At 66.8% G+C, this 17,985-nt stretch carries 15 protein-coding genes; 6 read left to right on the forward strand and 9 right to left on the reverse strand.

What is annotated here, in order from left to right:
• Positions 1-25: 25 nt before the first annotated feature.
• The 5 genes from M2282_RS09930 to M2282_RS09950 all read right to left on the reverse strand — a co-directional run bounded on the left by M2282_RS09930 (position 26) and on the right by M2282_RS09950 (position 6,543).
• Positions 26-1,741, reverse strand: a complete 1,716-nt coding sequence (locus tag M2282_RS09930) for an S-layer protein (protein WP_280808605.1) — start codon at positions 1,739-1,741, stop codon at positions 26-28.
• A gap of 121 nt (positions 1,742-1,862) precedes the next feature.
• Positions 1,863-3,089 carry a M20 family metallopeptidase gene (locus tag M2282_RS09935; protein WP_280808606.1) on the reverse strand — a complete coding sequence of 409 codons (1,227 nt, stop codon included), beginning with the start codon at positions 3,087-3,089 and terminating at the stop codon, positions 1,863-1,865.
• A gap of 17 nt (positions 3,090-3,106) precedes the next feature.
• Positions 3,107-4,885 (reverse strand): 2-oxo-4-hydroxy-4-carboxy-5-ureidoimidazoline decarboxylase, encoded by a 1,779-nt coding sequence (uraD, locus tag M2282_RS09940; RefSeq protein WP_280808607.1) that lies wholly within the window; start codon positions 4,883-4,885, stop codon positions 3,107-3,109.
• Between the two features lie 2 nt (positions 4,886-4,887).
• Positions 4,888-5,853: an allantoinase PuuE gene (gene puuE / locus M2282_RS09945; protein ID WP_280808608.1), complete on the reverse strand. Its 966-nt coding sequence runs from the start codon at positions 5,851-5,853 to the stop codon at positions 4,888-4,890.
• A gap of 15 nt (positions 5,854-5,868) precedes the next feature.
• Positions 5,869-6,543, reverse strand: coding sequence for a GntR family transcriptional regulator (locus M2282_RS09950; protein ID WP_093437573.1), 675 nt, complete (start codon positions 6,541-6,543; stop codon positions 5,869-5,871).
• Positions 6,544-6,638: 95 nt separating this feature from the next.
• On the opposite strand from M2282_RS09950, the gene uraH reads away from it, so the two are divergent.
• Positions 6,639-6,989 (forward strand): hydroxyisourate hydrolase, encoded by a 351-nt coding sequence (gene uraH / locus M2282_RS09955; RefSeq protein WP_280808609.1) that lies wholly within the window; start codon positions 6,639-6,641, stop codon positions 6,987-6,989.
• A 2-nt stretch (positions 6,990-6,991) separates the two neighbouring features.
• Here the strand turns inward: uraH and M2282_RS09960 are convergent, their stop codons facing one another.
• Positions 6,992-7,489 carry a hypothetical protein gene (locus M2282_RS09960; RefSeq protein WP_280808610.1) on the reverse strand — a complete coding sequence of 166 codons (498 nt, stop codon included), beginning with the start codon at positions 7,487-7,489 and terminating at the stop codon, positions 6,992-6,994.
• A gap of 53 nt (positions 7,490-7,542) precedes the next feature.
• On the opposite strand from M2282_RS09960, the gene xdhC reads away from it, so the two are divergent.
• From xdhC to M2282_RS09980, 4 genes are all read left to right on the forward strand, one after another.
• The gene (gene xdhC, locus M2282_RS09965) at positions 7,543-8,343 is read left to right on the forward strand and encodes a xanthine dehydrogenase accessory protein XdhC (RefSeq protein ID WP_280808611.1); all 801 of its coding nucleotides are present in this window, start codon (positions 7,543-7,545) and stop codon (positions 8,341-8,343) included.
• Between the two features lie 336 nt (positions 8,344-8,679).
• Positions 8,680-9,888, forward strand: a complete 1,209-nt coding sequence (locus tag M2282_RS09970; RefSeq protein ID WP_280808612.1) for a urate hydroxylase PuuD — start codon at positions 8,680-8,682, stop codon at positions 9,886-9,888.
• A gap of 63 nt (positions 9,889-9,951) precedes the next feature.
• A complete protein-coding gene (locus M2282_RS09975) occupies positions 9,952-11,292 on the forward strand; it encodes a glycerate kinase type-2 family protein (protein WP_280808613.1) in 1,341 nt (446 codons plus the stop codon).
• 179 nt (positions 11,293-11,471) lie between these two features.
• Positions 11,472-12,914 carry an NAD-dependent succinate-semialdehyde dehydrogenase gene (locus tag M2282_RS09980; protein ID WP_280808614.1) on the forward strand — a complete coding sequence of 481 codons (1,443 nt, stop codon included), beginning with the start codon at positions 11,472-11,474 and terminating at the stop codon, positions 12,912-12,914.
• Here the strand turns inward: M2282_RS09980 and M2282_RS09985 are convergent, their stop codons facing one another.
• The 3 genes from M2282_RS09985 to M2282_RS09995 all read right to left on the reverse strand — a co-directional run bounded on the left by M2282_RS09985 (position 12,915) and on the right by M2282_RS09995 (position 17,120).
• On the reverse strand, positions 12,915-13,631 hold the full coding sequence (locus M2282_RS09985) for an MgtC/SapB family protein (protein WP_280808615.1): 717 nt from the start codon (positions 13,629-13,631) through the stop codon (positions 12,915-12,917).
• Between the two features lie 330 nt (positions 13,632-13,961).
• Positions 13,962-16,727: a magnesium-translocating P-type ATPase gene (gene mgtA, locus M2282_RS09990; protein WP_280808616.1), complete on the reverse strand. Its 2,766-nt coding sequence runs from the start codon at positions 16,725-16,727 to the stop codon at positions 13,962-13,964.
• Between the two features lie 186 nt (positions 16,728-16,913).
• On the reverse strand, positions 16,914-17,120 hold the full coding sequence (locus M2282_RS09995; RefSeq protein ID WP_280808617.1) for a hypothetical protein: 207 nt from the start codon (positions 17,118-17,120) through the stop codon (positions 16,914-16,916).
• Positions 17,121-17,512: 392 nt separating this feature from the next.
• Here M2282_RS09995 and M2282_RS10000 point away from each other — a divergent pair, with 392 nt between their 5' ends.
• The gene (locus M2282_RS10000) at positions 17,513-17,983 is read left to right on the forward strand and encodes a low molecular weight protein-tyrosine-phosphatase (protein ID WP_280808618.1); all 471 of its coding nucleotides are present in this window, start codon (positions 17,513-17,515) and stop codon (positions 17,981-17,983) included.
• The last annotated feature ends 2 nt before the right edge of the window (positions 17,984-17,985 follow it).

Below are 17,985 nucleotides of genomic sequence, written 5' to 3' on the forward strand. Positions count from 1 at the left end.
GCGCTGGAAGGGGCGCCTGGTCCGTCTATTGCGCCGCCACCTTCACGAACACCGGGTTCGAATAGAACCACAGGTCGCTGTAGTTGCGCGCATTGATCGCATTGAAGCGCGCCATGTTGTCGGTGCCGGTCGTCTGCGCATCGAACAGCGGTTCGCCGCCCGCCGTTTCGTTGGGCACGTCGGTTCCCAGGTTCGTGCCTCGCAGGCGGAAGTACTGGTTGCCGCCGGCCTTCACCGTGTAGCTCACGGCGAAGTAGCCGTCGGCATCGAGCTTCCAGTCGCTGCGGGTGAAGCGTTTGAGCACGCGGGTCGACGGGTTGGTGTCGCGCGCGTAGCCGGGCGTGCCCGGGGTCTCGCGGCCCGTCACGTCGCCTGCGATCAGGTCGACGTGATCGACCACCGGTTTCACGTTGGCGAAGACGCCGCTGCCGAGCTGGAACTCGTAGTTGTTGCGCTCGGGGCTCTTGAAGCGGATGGTGATCTTCAGGTCTTCGCCCGGCGCGGCCGCCACTTCGGCGCCCATCTCGCCCGTGGCCTTCGCGCTCTGCACCTTGAAGTCGAGCGCGTCGATCAGGCCGCCGTTCACCGCGAAGAGCTTGCCCGCGCGAAAGGCCGCGAGCAGCGACTTCGGGTCCTTGATGTCGCCCCAGAGATGGTTCTTCGCGTACTCGCCCGGCGCGTAACCGCTGCTGTACTGGCCCTGCGAGATGGTGAAGTGGTAGTCGGAGTCCGCCACGTTCCAGATGTGGCGGCCTTCGGACAGCAGCGCATCCCAGGTGCCGCCGAGCCTGGCGACGAGGTAGTCCACGCCGCCGTAGGTGCGCGACGGCAGGTTGGCCGGAACATAGGCGCTGTTGTAGCCGCCGCGGTCGGGCTCCATCTGGTTGCCGACCATGCCTTCGAGCGAGAACACGATGTTCGGCGCGGCATCGTTCATCTCGCGAAGTTGCGCCGCCGTGTACTTGCCGGGATTGCGCGAGGGATGGTTGATCTGCAGGTAGCTCGTGTCGGGGTAGTTCTTCCTGAGCCAGGCGATGGCCGCGAGCACGTCGGCGTGCGTGGAGAAGGCGCACGCGTCCTTCGCATTCCACGCCGTCACGTCGTCGGCCGGGAACAGCGCGGGGTCGCGGTTGGTGAACAGGTATTCGAACTGGCTCGCGGCCTTGAGCGCGGCATCCGACATCGGGTTGTCGGTCAGGATGCCCACGTTGCCGTGGTCGTGCGTGGCCATGTCCCACTCGAAGGACGCGAAGATCGTCTTGTCGGCGTACTTGCCGCCGGCCTGCAGCGCCTTGATGCGCGGCACCTGGTACTTGGCCATGCCCAGCGAGAAGGGGATCGACGCCGGCAGCTTGTTGCCGTCGTTGTCGTAGGAAGACAGGCGCAGGTGATCGGAGAGCGCGGCCCAGTCGAGGCCGAAGCGGTCGAAGGCCTTGGCGAGCACCTGGTCGAGCGTGGAGATCTGCTGCGTGTCGTCCGACTGGATGGTGTGGACGTGCAGGTCGCCGACGGTCCAGCGGCCGGTGGGCTCGGTGGGTGTCGTGGGTGTCGTCGGTGGAGCGGGCGGCGGAGGCGCAGCGGGTGAGGGCGCAGGTGCCGGCGCAGCCGGAACGATGGGCAGCCCGGCGAACGGCGTGCCGCCGCCGGAGCCGCCGCCGCAAGCGGTCAGCATGATCGCGCCGAGCGCGAGTGTGGAGAGATGAAAGCTGCGGACGCGGGGAACGGAAGAATGGGATTTCATGGCGACAGACGCGGCAACGGCCAGCACTGGGCTGGCCGTTGCCTCAGGGGTTCGAATGGAAACCCCGGAGTCTGAAATCCCGGCGTGACGCCGCGATGAAAGGAATGTGAAAGTTCTAGCGTCAGGCCAGCAGGTCGCTCAGCGTGCGCGCCACCACCTTGGTGGCACGGCGCAGGTCTTCGAGCACCACGCGCTCGTCGCTGCGCTTGGCATGCGATTCGAGCACGGTGCGCGGGCCGGCGCCGTAGATCACGCCGGGAATGCCGGCTTCGCCGTACAGGCGCACGTCGGTGTACAGCGGCGTGCCCATGGCCCGGATCGGCTCGCCGAACAGTTCGCCGCCGTGCTTCTGGATCGCATCGACCAGCGGCTTGTTGCCCGCGAGCGGCTTCATCGAATTGGCCAGCAACAGGCGCTTGATGTCCACCGTGATGCCGGCGCTTTCGGCGGCCGCATCGGCGATCACCTGGCGGATCGTCGCCTCGACCTCGACCGGGTTTTCCTCGGGGATCATGCGGCGGTCGAGCTTGAACACCACCTTGCCGGGCACCACGTTGGTGTTGGTGCCGCCTTCGATACGGCCGACGTTGAGGTACGGATGCGTGATGCCCTCGACCTTCGAGGTGACCTGCTGGTAGAGCGTGTTCTGCGCATAGAGCGCATTGAGGATCTTCACCGCGCCCTGCAGCGCATCGACGCCGGTGGTCGGGATGGCGGCGTGGGCCATCTTGCCGTGCACCGTGACTTCCATCTGCAGGCAACCGTTGTGGGCGGTGACGACTTCGTAGCTGAAGCCGGCCGCGATCATCAGGTCGGGCTTGGTCAGGCCCTTCTCGAGCAGCCAGCCCGGGCCGAGGATGCCGCCGAATTCCTCGTCATAGGTGAAGTGCAGTTCGACGCTGCCCTTGGTCGGTTTTGCAACGGCTTCGAGCGCGCGCAGCGCGAAGGTGAAGCTCGCGAAGTCGCTCTTGCTCACCGCGGTGGCGCGGCCGTAGAGGCTGCCGTCGACGATCTCGCCGCCGTAGGGGTCGTGCGTCCAGCCTTCGCCGGGAGGCACCACGTCGCCGTGGGCATTGAGCGCGACCGTGCGGCCGCCCGTGCCGTACTGGCGGCGCACGATCAGGTTGGTGATCGATTCGAGGCCGTAGTCCTTCACCTCTTGCGCGGGCACGGCGTGTTTTTCAGCGTCGAGGCCGAAGTCCTTCAGCAGCTCTGCCGTGCGCTCGGCGTGCGGCGCGTTGTTGCCCGGAGGCGTGTCGGTGGGAACGCGCACGAGCTCCTGCAGGAACTTCACTTCCTCGTCGAAGTGGGCGTCGATCCAGGCGTCGAGCTTGGCGTAGTCGGTCATGGGTGTTCTTCTGAAAGTCAGTGATCTTGTTCGGTTGCGAGGTCGTTCAGCAGGTTCTGGAAGGCCTGCACCGCGAGCTGGATGTCGTCGTTGGTGCTCGACTCGAGCGGGTTGTGGCTGATGCCCGAGTTGATGCCGCGCACGAAGAGCATGGCCTGCGGCATCACCTCGTGCAGCTTCATCGCATCGTGGCCGGCGCCGCTGGGCATGCGGAACAGCGGAATGCCGAGCGCATCGACCGCTTTTTCCCAGCGCTGCTGCCAGTCGGGCGCGCTTGGCGCAGCGGAGGCGCGCATGCTTTCCTCGATCTCATAGCGCACGCCGCGGCGCTCGCAAATGGCCTTGAGTTCGGCGAGCACGTCGTCGGCCAGCGCATCGCGCTGCGCGTTGTTCGGCGCGCGCATGTCCAGGCTGAACTTGCAGCGGCCGGGCACCACGTTGATGGAACCGCTGGGTACTTCGAGCATGCCGACGGTGCCGACGGAGTCGCCGTCTTTGGCGGCGCGCTGCTCGGTGTAGAGGATCAGCTCGGCCACCGCGGCGGCGGCGTCGCGGCGGCGGTCCATCGGCGTCGTGCCGGCATGGCTGGCCGTGCCGATGACTTCGCCGACATAGCGCACGCCGCCGTTGATGGCGGTGACGATGCCCAGCGGCAAGTCGAGTTCCGTGAGCACCGGCCCCTGCTCGATGTGCACCTCGACGAAGCCGAGGTAGCGCGCCGGATCGCGCTGGATCTTCGGAATGTCTTCCGGCTTCAGGCCCGCATGCTGCATGGCCTCGCGCATGGTGATGCCGTCGGCATCCTTCTGGTCGAGCCAGCGTTGATCGAAGTGGCCGATGAGCGCGCCCGAGCCGAGGAAGGTCGCCTTGTAGCGCTGGCCTTCTTCTTCCGCGAAGCCGACGACTTCGAACGCGAAAGGCAGGCGCTTGCCCTGGCGCGCGAGTTCGCGCACGCAGGCGATCGGCACGAAGATGCCCAGGCGCCCGTCGTACTTGCCGCCGTTGCGCACGGTGTCGTAGTGCGAGCCGGTGAGCAGGGTCTTCGCGTCCGCGGTTGCGCCTTCGTAGCGGCCGACGACGTTGCCGACCGCATCGATGTGCACCGAATCGAAGCCCACGTCGCGCATCAGTGCGCTGATCTGCGCGGCGCAGGCGCGGTGCGCATCGGTCAGGTAGGTAACGGTGAGCTGGCCCTTTTCGGCATAGCCGGGGTCGGTGTGCACCGAGAGCTGCTCCTGCCAGTCCCACACGTCGTTGCCGAGCGAGACGTCGGCCGCGAACTTGTCGTTCAGCCGGATCTCGGCGATGCGGTGGATGTTGCGCAGCGCCTCGCCGATTTCGAATTCAGGATGGTTGAACAGGCGCCGCTCGAAGGTGTCGATGATCTCGCGCTTGGCCAGGCCCGTGCCGCGCGGGCCGCGCACCGCGAGGATGAACGGAAAGCCGAACTTCGCGTTGTAGTCGGCGTTGAGCTTCTGGATCTTGGCGAACTCTTCGGGCGTGCAATCGGTGAGACCGGCCTTGCTCTGCTCGTTGGTCGATTCGGCCGTGAGCGTCTTGCTCACCATGGCCTTGCCCGCGAGCTCGGGGTGGGCGCGGATGAGGCCGATCTGCTCGTCGTTCGACGAAGCGGCCAGCGCCTTCACCAGCGCGTGCTTCAGATGAGCGAGCGAGCGGAACGGGCGGGCAGCAAGCGCACGCTGTGCGATCCAGGGCGAGTGTTCGTAGATGCCGTCGAGCAAGGCGACGGCTTCGGCGGGCACGGCCGCGTTGAGTTGGGCGATGGTGAGGCTCATGGTCAGCTTCCTGTGACGGCCGATGTGAAGGGATGCACCTGCTTCCAGTGCCGCGCGATGTCCGCCCGCCGGCAGACCCACACGCGGTCGTGCTGTGCGATGTGGTCCAGAAAGCGCTGCAGCGCGGTGATGCGGCCGGGCCGCCCGAGCAGGCGGCAGTGCATGCCGATGCTCATCATCTTGGGGCTGTTGTCCCCGTTCTCATTGCCTTCGGCATAGAGCGCATCGAAGGTGTCCTTCATGTACTGGAAGAACGGATCGGCGTGCGAGTAGCCCTGCGGCAGCGCGAAGCGCATGTCGTTCACGTCGAGCGTGTAGGGCACGATGAGCTGCGGCACCACGGTGCCGTCGGTCTTCTGCACCTTCATCCAGAACGGGAGGTCGTCGCCGTAGTAGTCGCTGTCGTATTCGAAACCGCCGTAGTCGGCCACGAGGCGCCGGGTGCGCGGGCTGTCGCGCCCGGTGTACCAGCCGAGTGCGCGCTCGCCGGTGAGCTTCTCGATGGCTTCCATGCCCAGGCGCATGTGCTCGCGCTCGGTGGCTTCATCGAGGTTCTGGTAGTGGATCCAGCGCCAGCCGTGGCAAGCAATCTCGTGGCCCAGTTCCTTGAAGGCGGCGGTGAGTTCGGGGTAACGCTCCAGCGCCATGCCCACGCCGAACACGGTGAGCGGCAGGCCGCGCTTTTCGAACTCGCGCAGGATGCGCCAGACGCCCGCGCGCGAGCCGTACTCGTAGATGCCTTCCATGCTGATGTGGCGGTCCGGGAAGCTGGCCGGATTGAACATCTCCGAGAGGAACTGCTCGGAGCCCGCGTCGCCGTGCAGCGTGGCGTTCTCGCCGCCCTCTTCGTAGTTGAGGACGAACTGCACCGCGATGCGCGCGCCGCCCGGCCACTGGGCATGCGGCGGGTTGCGGCCGTAGCCGACGAGGTCGCGCGGGTAGGGCAGGGTGGTGTCGTAGACGGTCATGAGGTCAAGGGCTTTTCAGGACAGCGCAAGAGAGATGTCGTTGGTCGGAACCTTGCGGTCGAAGGTCAGGTTGGCCTCGACGTGTTCCAGGTGTTCGGTCATGAGGCGCACGGCGCGCTCTTCGTCGCGGGCGGCCAGCGCCTTGACGATGTCGGCGTGCTCGTCGTTGGAGTGCTCGGCCGCGCTGGTGCTCTGGTACATGAGCGTGATGAGGGCGCAGCGCGAGATCAGCTCGCCGAGGATCTGCGCCAGCACCGTGTTGCCCATGAGCTCGGCCATTCGCACATGGAAGTCGCCGAGCAGCTCGGTGCGGCCCGAAATGTCTTCGCCCGACACGGCGGATTTTTCAAGCGCGACGTGTTCCTTCAGCGCCTTGATCTTGGCCGGCGTGACGGTGCGCACGAACTCGCGCGTCATCTCGGCCTCGAGCATGCGGCGCACCTTGAACACCTGCTTGGCTTCATCGACCGCGGGCGCCGCCACGAAGGCGCCGCGCGCGGGCTCCAGCCGGATCAGCTTGTTCTGCGAGAGCTGGAACAGCGCCTGCCGCACCAGCGTGCGCGACACGCCGAAGTGATCGGCCAGCTTCTGCTCGGCGAGCTTGGTGCCGGGCTGCAGGCGATGCTCGACGATGGCCTTCGTGAGCGCATCGACGATCGAACGGGTGGTGGAGGACTCCATGTTTTTCATGATAGACCCAAAGCCGGTAACTGTATACACTTTTGTCCACCGGAATTTCCCGCACCCGATTCGAGCCGCAGGTTCGATCTTTGAAGGAGCGCCCCATGGGCTTGAGCACTCACGTACTGGACACGATGCACGGCGGCCCCGCGGCCGGCATGGAAGTGGCGCTGTACACCACCGACGGCGATGCCGCCACGCTGGTGAAGCGCTTCACGCTGAATTCGGACGGCCGCAGCGACGGTCCGCTCTATGACAACAGCTCGATCAAGGTCGGTACCTACCGGCTGGTGTTCGACGTGGCGGGTTACTTCAAGGCCCGCGGCGTGAAGCTGCCGGAGCCGAACTTCCTGAACAAGGTGTCGCTGGATTTCGGCGTGGCACACACCGACCAGCACTACCATGTGCCCCTGCTCGTGAGCCCGTGGAGCTACTCCACGTACCGCGGCTCCTGAGGTCAGTCGCCTTGTTGCTGACCTTCGGTGAGCGTGTCGAGCTGGAATCGACCGCTCTTGTCCCAGAGCCAGGTGTCGGTCCACGTCACAGCGCCAAGGCGCGTCGCGGCCGGGAAGGGCGCGGCCTGCAACACGGCGCGCTCGATCTCGGCGATGACTTCGGGCGCATGCTGCGGCGCGCGCAGCCAGTGCATCGAGACCACCTTGCCGCCGGTGTCCAGGTTCACCTGCAGCGTACCGACCGCGTAGAGCATGGGCGGCATTTGCCCGCTGTAGATGCGCGAGCGATTGAGGTCATAGACATGGCGCGCGGCATCGCGGCGGTAGTCGCGCGCAGTGGCCGCATTCGATGCGCGTGGCACGGTGCCGGATGCACCGGCCTTGGCGCCGCTCAACTGGCCGGGAACAGCCCCTGGGCTTCCGCAGCCGGCGAGCCAGAGGGCGGAACAAAGAACGGATGCCGCCAGTGCAAGGCGGCGCGGCGTAAGCTGGGCATTCATCGCCGGGTTTATACCGTGAGTCTTCGCGGGCCCGGCAACCGAAGGTATCGGGTATGAGCGGTGCGGTCGATCAATTGCTGGCACGTCTTCGAAAAGAAGACGCGGTGCTGGTGCGCGTGGAGTCCACGCAGGGCTCGGCGCCGCGCGAGGCCGGCACGTGGATGGCGGTGTGGGCCGACGCGCTCACGGCCACCATCGGCGGCGGGCAGCTCGAGTTCCAGGCCACGCAGGAAGCGCGCGAACTGCTCGCTGGCAAGCGCACCATCGATGGCGTCCAGCGCTACCCGCTCGGCCCCAGCCTGGGCCAATGCTGCGGCGGTGTGATGTTCCTCTCGTATCAGCGCATCACCGCCGCCGATGCACCGGCGTTGCAGCGCGAACTGGTCGCGCAGCTCAAGCCCGTGGCGCTGTTCGGCGGCGGGCACGTGGGCGCCGCGCTCGCGCGATTGCTCGCCGCGCTGCCGTTTTCGGTGCGCTGGATCGACAGCCGCGACGGCGTCTTCCCCGACGAGCTCCCCGCGCAGATCGACACCGAGCATTCCGAACCCGTGCAGGACGCCGTCGCCGCACTCGCCCCGGGCAGTCGCGTGCTGATCATGAGCTTCAGCCATGCCGAAGACCTCGACATCGTCATCGCCTGCCTCAAGCGCCTGCGCACGCGCGACGACCTGCCCTACATCGGCCTCATCGGCAGCAAGACCAAGTGGGCCACCTTCAGCCACCGGCTCGAAGCACGCGGCTTCACGGCCGACGAACTGGCCCGCATCACCTGCCCCATCGGCGTGCCCGGCATCACCGGCAAGGAGCCCGAGGTGATCGCGGTCGCGGTGGCGGCACAGTTGTTGAGCATATGACTCGCCCCCAGGCTGCGCGGCACTGCGTGTCGCTTCGCCAACCCCCTACCGGGGGCAACACCAGCGGCCCGGCAAAGCCGGTTCCGCGGTGTTTCTGGAATGGAGCTTGCTTCGGTCGCACAGCGAGGGTTTTCAGTGCTTTGCCTGAAGAAAATCCCCCTATTCCTTGATAAAACTGTATACACTTTCGGTCCACAACAAGCCGCAGCGGAGCGAGGCCCATTTCATGGAGCCTGCGTTCGCGGCACTTTCTCTGCTTACAGCGCCCGCAGTGGTGAGCAGGCTGAAACCCCGTCTCGGTGTCCTCACGCGCCGACCGGGTTGAGAGAGCATCCAATGGAAAGCTATTACCTCGACTGGGCCAACCTGCTGCTGCGCTGGGTCCACGTCATCACCGCCATCGCCTGGATCGGCGCTTCCTTCTACTTCGTGATGCTGGACAACAGCCTCGAGAAGCCGCAGGACCAGGAATCGCTCGATAAAGGCGTGGGCGGCGAGCAGTGGGCCGTGCACGGCGGCGGCTTCTACAACATGCAGAAGTACGCGTTGGCGCCCAAGAAGCTGCCGGACCACCTGCACTGGTCGTACTGGGAGAGTTACTCCACCTGGATCACCGGGTTCACGCTCTTCACGATGTCGTACCTGTGGAACGCGAGCACCTACCTCATCGACAAGTCGAAAATGGACTGGCAGCCCGGCGCCGCCATCGCCGTGGCGCTCGCTTTCTTCGTGGTGTTCTGGATGGTCTACGACGGCATCTGCCAGATCTTCGGCCGCCGCAAGAACGGCGACACCATCGTCGGCGTGCTGATCGCGATCTTCATCGTCTTCGCGACCTGGCTGGCCTGCCAGTGGTTCGCGGGCCGCGCGGCCTTCCTGCTCGTGGGCGCCATGATGGCCACGACGATGAGCGGCAACGTGTTCTTCTGGATCATCCCGGGCCAGCGCAAGAACGTGGTGGCCCTGCGCGAAGGCAGGCCGGTCGACCCGGTGCACGGCCAGCGCGGCAAGCAGCGCAGCGTGCACAACACCTACTTCACGCTGCCGGTGCTGTTCGCGATGCTGAGCAACCACTACAGCTTCACCTACACGCACAAGTACAACTGGGTGGTGCTGCTGCTGATCATGCTCGGCGGCGCGGCCATCCGGCAGTTCTTCGTGGTGCGCCACCGCTTCAAGCTCGGCAATGCGGGCAACCCGCTGCCGTATGCGCTGGTCGGCATCGTGGTGCTGGGCCTGACCATCGTCTGGATGAAGCCCGAGCCCGCTGCGGCTCCGGTGGCTGCCGCGGCAGCGCCCGCCGTCGCCTATGCCGATGTGCAGAAGGTGCTGGAGCAGCGCTGCTTCATGTGCCACGGCGCGGCCGTGCAGATGAAGAACGTGCGCGTCGATTCGCCCGAGCAGGTGACTGCGCATGCGCAGGCGATCTATCAGCAGGTGGTGGTCACCAAGATCATGCCGATGAACAACGCGACCGGTATCACCGATGACGAGCGGGCGCTCATCAGCCGCTGGTTCCAGGCCGGCGCCAAGACGACAAACTAGACCGCGGTCAAGAGGGCGGCGCACCGCCCCCCGCACAATCGCCGGATGGAGACAACGCAAGCCATGACCGCATCGACCTCGTCCTTCGGGCCCGCGCCCGATCCGCGCGAAACCCCGCGCGCCTTCCTCGAACACCTGTACCGCGTGGCGGTGGACCGCGCGCTGCCGCTGTCCACGCTGGGCGCCCACCTGCCCAAGCCACCCAAGGGGCGCACGCTGGTGCTGGGCGCCGGCAAGGCAGGCGGCTCGATGGTGCAGGCGCTCGAAGCCCTGTGGCCGGCCGATGCGCCGCTCTCGGGCCTCGTCGTCACCCGCTACGACCACATTCCGCCGCGCCCCGAAGGCGTGCCGCAGCGCATCGAACTGGTCGAAGCCGCGCACCCTGTGCCCGATGAGGCCGGGCAGCAGGCCGCCGAGCGCATCCTCGCGCTCACGCAAGGCCTCACGGCCGACGACCTCGTGCTGTGCCTGATCTCCGGCGGCGGCTCGTCGCTGCTGGTGCTGCCCGCCGAAGGCCTCACGCTGGCCGACAAGCAGCGCATCAACAAGCAACTGCTCGACAGCGGCGCCGGCATCGGCGAGATGAACTGCGTGCGCAAGCACCTCTCGCGCATCAAGGGCGGCCGTCTTGCAGCGGCCTGTGCGCCGGCGCGCGTGGTGACGCTCACCATCAGCGACGTGCCGGGCGACGATGCGGCCGTCATCGCGAGCGGCCCCACGGTGCCCGATGCGACCACCTGCGCCGATGCGCTGGCCATCCTCGACCGCTACGGCATCGAAGTGCCTGCGCCCGTGCGCGCCCAGCTCCAAAGCGGCGAGCTCGAAACGCCCAAGCCCGGCGACAAGGCCTTCACCGGCCACGAGACGCACATGATCGCCACGCCCCAGCAGTCGCTCGAAGCGGCGGCCCAGGCGGCGCGCGAGGCGGGCATCGAGGCGCACATCCTCAGCGACGAGATCGAAGGCGAATCGCGCGAAGTCGGCAAGGTGCATGCCGCGCTGGCCCGCGCCGTGGCCCACCGCGGCCAGCCGTTCGCGCGGCCCTGCGTCATTCTTTCGGGCGGCGAGACCACGGTCACGATCCGCCCGCGCCAGCCGGGCCAGGCCAAGGGCCGGGGCGGGCGGGCCGGCGAGTTCTGCATGGGCCTGGCCGGTGCGCTCATGGGCCAGCCGGATGTGTGGGCGCTGGCGGCCGACACCGACGGCATCGACGGCGTGGAAGACAACGCCGGCGCCTTCGTCACGCCCGACACCCTGGCGCGCGCCACGGCGCAGGGCAGGAAGCTGTCCGATCACCTCGACCGCAACGACGCCTACGGCTACTTCGACGCCATCGGCGACCTGTTCGTGACGGGGCCGACGAACACCAACGTCAATGATTTCAGGGCGCTGCTGATTCTGTAATGAGGCCCGTGCCGGGGGAAAAGGGCGATTTCCGGGCCCCGGCGACATTTGTGAACTCGGGTTAATCTATGCACCCGGCGGCGCTTTGCCGCCGCTGTCGCATGCGCACCTCCGGTGCCGCGCCGCGCACACCCAGATTTCCCCTTTTCATCATCCAGTCCCCGAAGGAAAAGTTCGCCATGACCGTTACCTACACCGACACCCGCCTGCTGATCGACAACGAATGGGTCGATGCCACCGGCGGCAAGACGCTGGACGTCGTGAACCCCGCCACCGGCAAGGTCATCGGCAAGGTGGCGCATGCCAGCATCGCCGACCTGGACCGCGCCCTGGCCGCCGCCCAACGCGGCTTCGACAAGTGGCGCAACACCCCCGCCAACGAACGCGCCGCCGTCATGCGCCGCGCCGCCGGCCTCATCCGCGAACGCGCGGGCGACATCGCCAAGCTGCTGACGCAAGAGCAGGGCAAGCCGCTGGCCGAAGCCAAGGGCGAAACCCTGGCTGCCGCCGACATCATCGAATGGTTCGCCGACGAAGGCCGCCGCGTCTACGGCCGCATCGTGCCCTCGCGCAACCTGGCCGCGCAGCAGCTCGTGCTGAAGGAGCCGCTGGGCCCCGTCGCCGCGTTCACGCCGTGGAACTTCCCGATCAACCAGATCGTCCGCAAGCTCGGCGCAGCCCTCGCCACCGGCTGCTCGTTCCTGGTGAAGGCGCCCGAAGAAACCCCGGCATCGCCTGCCGCGCTGCTGCAGGCCTTCGTCGACGCCGGCATCCCGCCCGGCACCGTGGGCCTCGTGTTCGGCAACCCCGCCGAAATCTCGAACTACCTGATCGCCCACCCGATCATCCGCAAGGTCACCTTCACCGGCTCGACCCCCGTCGGCAAGCAACTGGCCGCACTGGCCGGTTCGCACATGAAGCGCGTCACGATGGAACTGGGCGGCCACGCCCCGGTGATCGTCGCTGAAGACGCCGACGTCGCCCTGGCCGTCAAGGCCGCCGGCGCCGCCAAATTCCGCAATGCGGGCCAGGTCTGCATTTCGCCCACGCGCTTCCTGGTGCACAACAGCCTGCGCGAAGAATTCGCCCGCACGCTGGTCAAGTACACCGAAGGCCTGAAGCTCGGCGACGGCCTTGCCGAAGGCACGACCATCGGCCCGCTGGCCAACGCACGCCGCCTCACGGCCATGGCCCACGTGCTGGAAGACGCGCGCAAGAAGGGCGCCACCGTGGCTGCCGGCGGCGAGCGCATCGGCGACACCGGCAACTTCTTCGCCCCCACCGTGCTGACCGACGTGCCGCTGGACGCCGACGTGTTCAACAACGAACCCTTCGGCCCCATCGCAGCGATCCGCGGTTTCGACACGCTCGAAGAAGCCATCGCCGAAGCCAACCGCCTGCCGTTCGGCCTGGCCGGCTACGCCTTCACCAAGTCGATCAAGAGCGCGCACCTGCTGAGCCAGAAGCTCGAGCTCGGCATGCTGTGGATCAACCAGCCCGCCACCCCGTCGCCCGAAATGCCGTTCGGCGGCGTGAAGGATTCGGGCTACGGTTCGGAAGGCGGCCCCGAGGCGCTTGAGGCCTATCTGAACACCAAGGCGGTGTCGATCCTCGGCGTTTAATCAATCGTCGGCGCTGGCGTTCCAGAAAGCTTGCTGGACGCCTTCGAGCGCTTCGAGTTCCGTGATCACCTGGTCGAGCTCCAAGGGCTCGACCGCGGTGGCATACAGCGTTGCTTCGATCTCCGTGTCGGCGGGCCCGAAGGCGTGCTGGTCGACATCGCGCACCGGGTAGTTCGCGGCTTCCAGCAACAGTAGGAGCTGGTCCATCACCTCGGGCCGCGCCGCGCGCGAGCAGATCACCCGCACCGTGTAGGTCGCCTCGCTCGATTCTTCATTGATCGGGCGGCGGTTGATGCGGTTGACCACCGGCAGCAGCAGCGTGTTGCTGGCCAGCACGAACAGCGCCGCGATCATCGCCTCGCCGATCAGGTCCGCCCCCGCGCAGGCCCCCACCGCCGCCGACCCCCACAGCGTGGCCGCCGTGTTCAGGCCCGTGATGTTGGTGCCTTCCTTCATGATCGCGCCCGCCCCAAGAAAGCCGATGCCCGAGACCACATAGGCTGCCACGTGCACGGCCCCATCGTGGCCGTGCAGGCGATTCGCCATATCCACGAACACAGCGGCACCCACTGCCACGAGCGTGTTGGTGCGCAGGCCCGCGGCGCGCTGCCGTATCTGGCGCTCCAGGCCGATCAGCGAGCCGAGGGTGAAGGCGACCGCCACGCTGACGAAGGTGTCGAGCAGCGAAGGCAGGTTGAAGTTCTGGATGGCTTGCATCAGATGTCTTTCGATGTTTTGCGCTCAGTTTGCAGGGCTTGGGTGTCATCTGCATGTAGCTTTGTTCAGGGCGGCACTCACGCCGACGGTGGGCTCTGTTTCGCGAATGTCCTCCGGCCTGCGGCCTCCCCCTTGATTTCGCGAAACAGAACCCACCATCAGCGTGAGCGCTTCAGAGCGGTCGTTGATCGCCGATTACCAGCAGCGTGCCCCGGTGCACAGGGCATCGGGTGCTCCCCGCAGCGAAATCAAGGAGGAGGGGCGAAGCCCCGGGGGACATTCGCGGAGGGGAGTACCCGGTGGCCTGTGCACACGCCCTGAACAGGAAACTCACTGCCACCCATACCGCCGCCCATACCACCCCTTCACCGTCTGCGTCAGCACCGCATACCCCACCAGCATCGCGACCAGCCACGGAAAGTAAGTCAGCGGCAGCGCCTGCAGCTTGAAGTAGTGCGCGAGCGGCCCCATCGGCAGCCAGATGCCCACCGCGGCAATGGCGGCGCCCATCGCCAGCAGCGGCCATGCCGCGCGGCTTTGCAGGAACGGGATCTTGCGGGTGCGGATCAGGTGAACGATCAGCGTCTGCGACAGCAGCCCCTCGATGAACCAGCCCGACTGGAACAGCGTCTGGTGCTCCACCGTGTTGGCCGAGAACACGAACCACATCACCGTGTAGGTCAGCAGGTCGAACACCGAGCTCAGCGGCCCGAAGAACACCATGAAGCGCCCGAGGTCCGCCGGGTTCCAGCGCTGCGGCGACTTGAGGAATTCCTCGTCCACGTTGTCGAACGGAATCGCGATCTGCGACACGTCGTACAGCAGGTTCTGCACCAGCAGGTGCAGCGGCAACATCGGCAGGAAGGGAAGGAACGCGCTCGCCACCAGCACCGAGAACACATTGCCGAAGTTCGAGCTCGCGGTGAGCTTGATGTACTTGAGCATGTTGGCGAAGGTGCGGCGGCCCTCGACCACGCCTTGCTCCAGCACCATCAGGCTCTTTTCCAGCAGGATGATGTCGGCCGACTCCTTGGCCACGTCCACCGCGCCGTCCACCGAGATGCCGATGTCCGCGGCGCGCAGTGCCGGTGCGTCGTTGATGCCGTCGCCCATGAAGCCCACCACATGTCCGTTGGCATGCAGCGCGTGGACGATGCGCTCCTTGTGCGCGGGCGTGAGCTTGGCGAACACCTGGTGGCGCTCGACCAGCTCGCGCAGCTCGTCGTCGCGCAGATCCTCGGTCTCGCGGCCGAGCACGATGTGGCCGGCGTCGATGCCCACGTCGCCGCAGACCTTGCGCGTGACCAGTTCGTTGTCGCCGGTGAGCACCTTCACCGCCACGCCGTGCTCGGCCAGCGCGCGCAGCGCGGGCGCGGTGGATTCCTTCGGCGGATCGAGAAAGGCCACGTAGCCCAGCAGCGTGAGCCCCGATTCATCGGCCACGCTGTAGGCGGCCTTGCGTGCTTCAGCGGCCAGCGTGCGGCTCGCCACGGCCACCACGCGCAGGCCCTGCTGGTTCAGCTCCGAGGCCACGCTGTGGATGCGCGCAAGCAGCTCCGCATCGAGCGACAGCACCTCGGCACCCCGTTCGACCGACGTGCACACCGACAGGATCTCTTCGAGCGCGCCCTTGCAGATCAAGAGGTGCTCGCTGCCGCCGTTCTCCACCACCACCGACATGCGGCGGCGCGAGAAGTCGAAGGGCACTTCGTCGATCTTGCGGTAGGCCGTCTGCAGCCGCGTCTCTGGTTGCATCTCGGCGTGGTTGAGCACCGCCTTGTCGAGCAGGTTCTTCAAACCCGTCTGGTGAAAGCTGTTCAGGTACGCAAGCTGCAGCACATGGTTCGAGCCCTCGCCCCACGCGTTGGTGTGGCGCTCCAGCACGATGCGGTCCTGCGTCAGCGTGCCGGTCTTGTCGGTGCACAGCACGTCCATCGCGCCGAAGTTGTGGATGGCTTCCAGCCGCTTGACGATCACCTTCTGGCGCGACATCACGACCGCGCCCTTGGCGAGCGTGGCGGTCACGATCATCGGCAGCATCTCGGGCGTGAGGCCGACGGCGATCGACAGCGCGAACAGCGCCGCTTCCCACCAGTCGCCCTTGGCCACGCCGTTGATCACCAGCACCAGCGGCGCCATCACCAGCATGAAGCGGATCAGCACCCAGCTCACGCGGTTGATGCCCGCCTGGAAGGCGCTGGTGCCGCGATCCGTGGCGGTCACGCGCTGCGCGAGGGCGCCGAAGAAGGTGCGGTCGCCGGTGTGCACGATCAGCGCGGTGGCGGTGCCGCTGATCACGTTGGTGCCCATGAAGAGCAGGTTCTCGCGTTCGAGCACGCCGGCCTCGTGGTCGCCGCGATCGACGGCGAACTTCTCGACAGGCATGGCTTCGCCGGTCAATGCCGACTGGCTGATGAACAGGTCCTTGGCGGTCAGTACCCGGCAGTCGGCCGGGATCATGTCGCCGGCCGAGAGCGCGATCACTTCGCCTGGTACCAGGTCGCGCATCGGCACCTCCACGCGCACCGTGCCCGCGTGCGTGGCGTCGACGCCCTCGTCGCCCGCCGCGCCGGCCTTGCGCCCCGGCGCGGGCCGCAGCACCGTGGAGGTATTGCTCACCATCGCCTTGAGCCGGTCGGCGGCCTTGTTGGAGCGCGTCTCCTGCAGGAAGCGCAGCACCGTCGAGAGCACCACCATGCTCCCGATCACGAGCGTGGCCTTCATGTCCTCCGTCACGTAGGAGATCAGCGCCAGCACCGTCAGCAGCAGGTTGAACGGATTGCGGTAGCACTGCCAGAGGTGCGACCACCACGGCAGCGGCTGCTCGTGGCGCACCTCGTTGCTGCCCAGGCGCTTGCGCAGCACCTGGGCGTGGCCTTCGCTCAGGCCGCGCGGCGAGCTGTCGAGCCTGGCGAGCATCTCGCCCGCATCGGTGCGCGAGGCCGCGGCCAGTGCCCTGGCGATGTCGGGTGGCATGCTGGCCGAGGCCACGCCGACGGGTTTCGAGCCCAGCATGGTCTGCCAGCGCTCGAAGTGATGCAGCATGTGACGGCTGCGCAGGAAGCTCTCGAAAAAGGATTTCAGGACGTTCTTCATTTTTTCTCCTCGCGGCGCAGGCCGGGCAGGAGAAGAACGCCCACGCGTCAATCCATCAGACGTGCGAGTCCCTCCGCAGCACGGCGCGCTGCACATTTGCAATTGACAGGAACGGGTGGGGCGCGCAAGGGCGCCGATGAGGGGCGGGGTCCATGGAAGGCCTCCTTCGTCGTGTGCGGCCGGGCCTCAGCGCTGCGCTGCGCGCAGTGGCTGGTCGAGCAGCAGGAAGAAGCTGCGGATGCGCCGGGTGGTCCAGAGCGCGGCGGCCCGGTCCAGCGTTTCGTTCTCGGCGTCTTGCGCCGTGACCGCGCGTGCAGGCACGTGCGCCGCAGGGCGAACGGGTTGCTGCATCGGCTGCTGTTGCTGCGGCTGACGGGTTGGGAATTGACGCATGACAAGGCTCCTTCGCGATTGAAGGGCCTCGCGCACGGACACGCAAGCTGACTGAAAAAGTCAGTGACGAAGAACGACGGAATTCGGAAGGGGAGAGCCGCTTGCCTGATTGGCGAACGGGTCACGCTGCGTGCACGGCGGCCACAGCGCGGGAGAGCCTGCGCTAGAGGGCCGGATGTGTCACGCCTGCCGAGGCACGCGTCTTGTCACTGATCCAACTGGCACTGTCCACGCACGGGGCTCCGAAGTAAAGATGCAGGATTGTTGCACCGCGTCACAATGAGCGTCAACCTTTTCGCGCTTGTCCTGCAATGCCAGCAGGGTCGTTATCGCCTCGTTGTTGCGATTCCGCCTCGGCCCGCGCTGCAACCTTTCAACAGGCTTTCATACCGATGACGAAACCCGCTGTCCTCTTCATCTGCACCGGCAATATCTGCCGTTCGCCCACCGCCCATGCGCTCCTGCTGCACAAGGCGCGCCTCGCGGGATTGCCCGTCGACGTCGACAGCGCCGCCATCTCCGACGAGGAGCGCGGCAATCCGCCCGACCCGCGCTCGGTAGCCGAGGCGCGCCGACGCGGCATCGAGATGCATGCGCACTGCGCGCGGCAGGTTCGCGCCAGCGATTTCGAGCGCTTCGACTGGATCGTCGGCATGACCGCGCACCACTGCGCCGCGCTGCGCCGGCTCGCGCCCGCGGGCACCGCACACAAGATTCACATGCTCACCGACTTCGCCGAGGGCGATGAAGGCGACGTGCCCGATCCCTGGTACGGCGGGCAACGTGCTTTCGTCGAAGCTTTCGACCTGATCGATCGCGGTGTCGACGGGCTGCTCGCCAAGCTGCAGGCCGCGGGGCGCTGACC

It is taken from the genome of Variovorax boronicumulans, from assembly GCF_029892485.1.
In the GTDB taxonomy this organism is placed as follows: Bacteria; Pseudomonadota; Gammaproteobacteria; order Burkholderiales; family Burkholderiaceae_C; genus Variovorax; species Variovorax boronicumulans_B.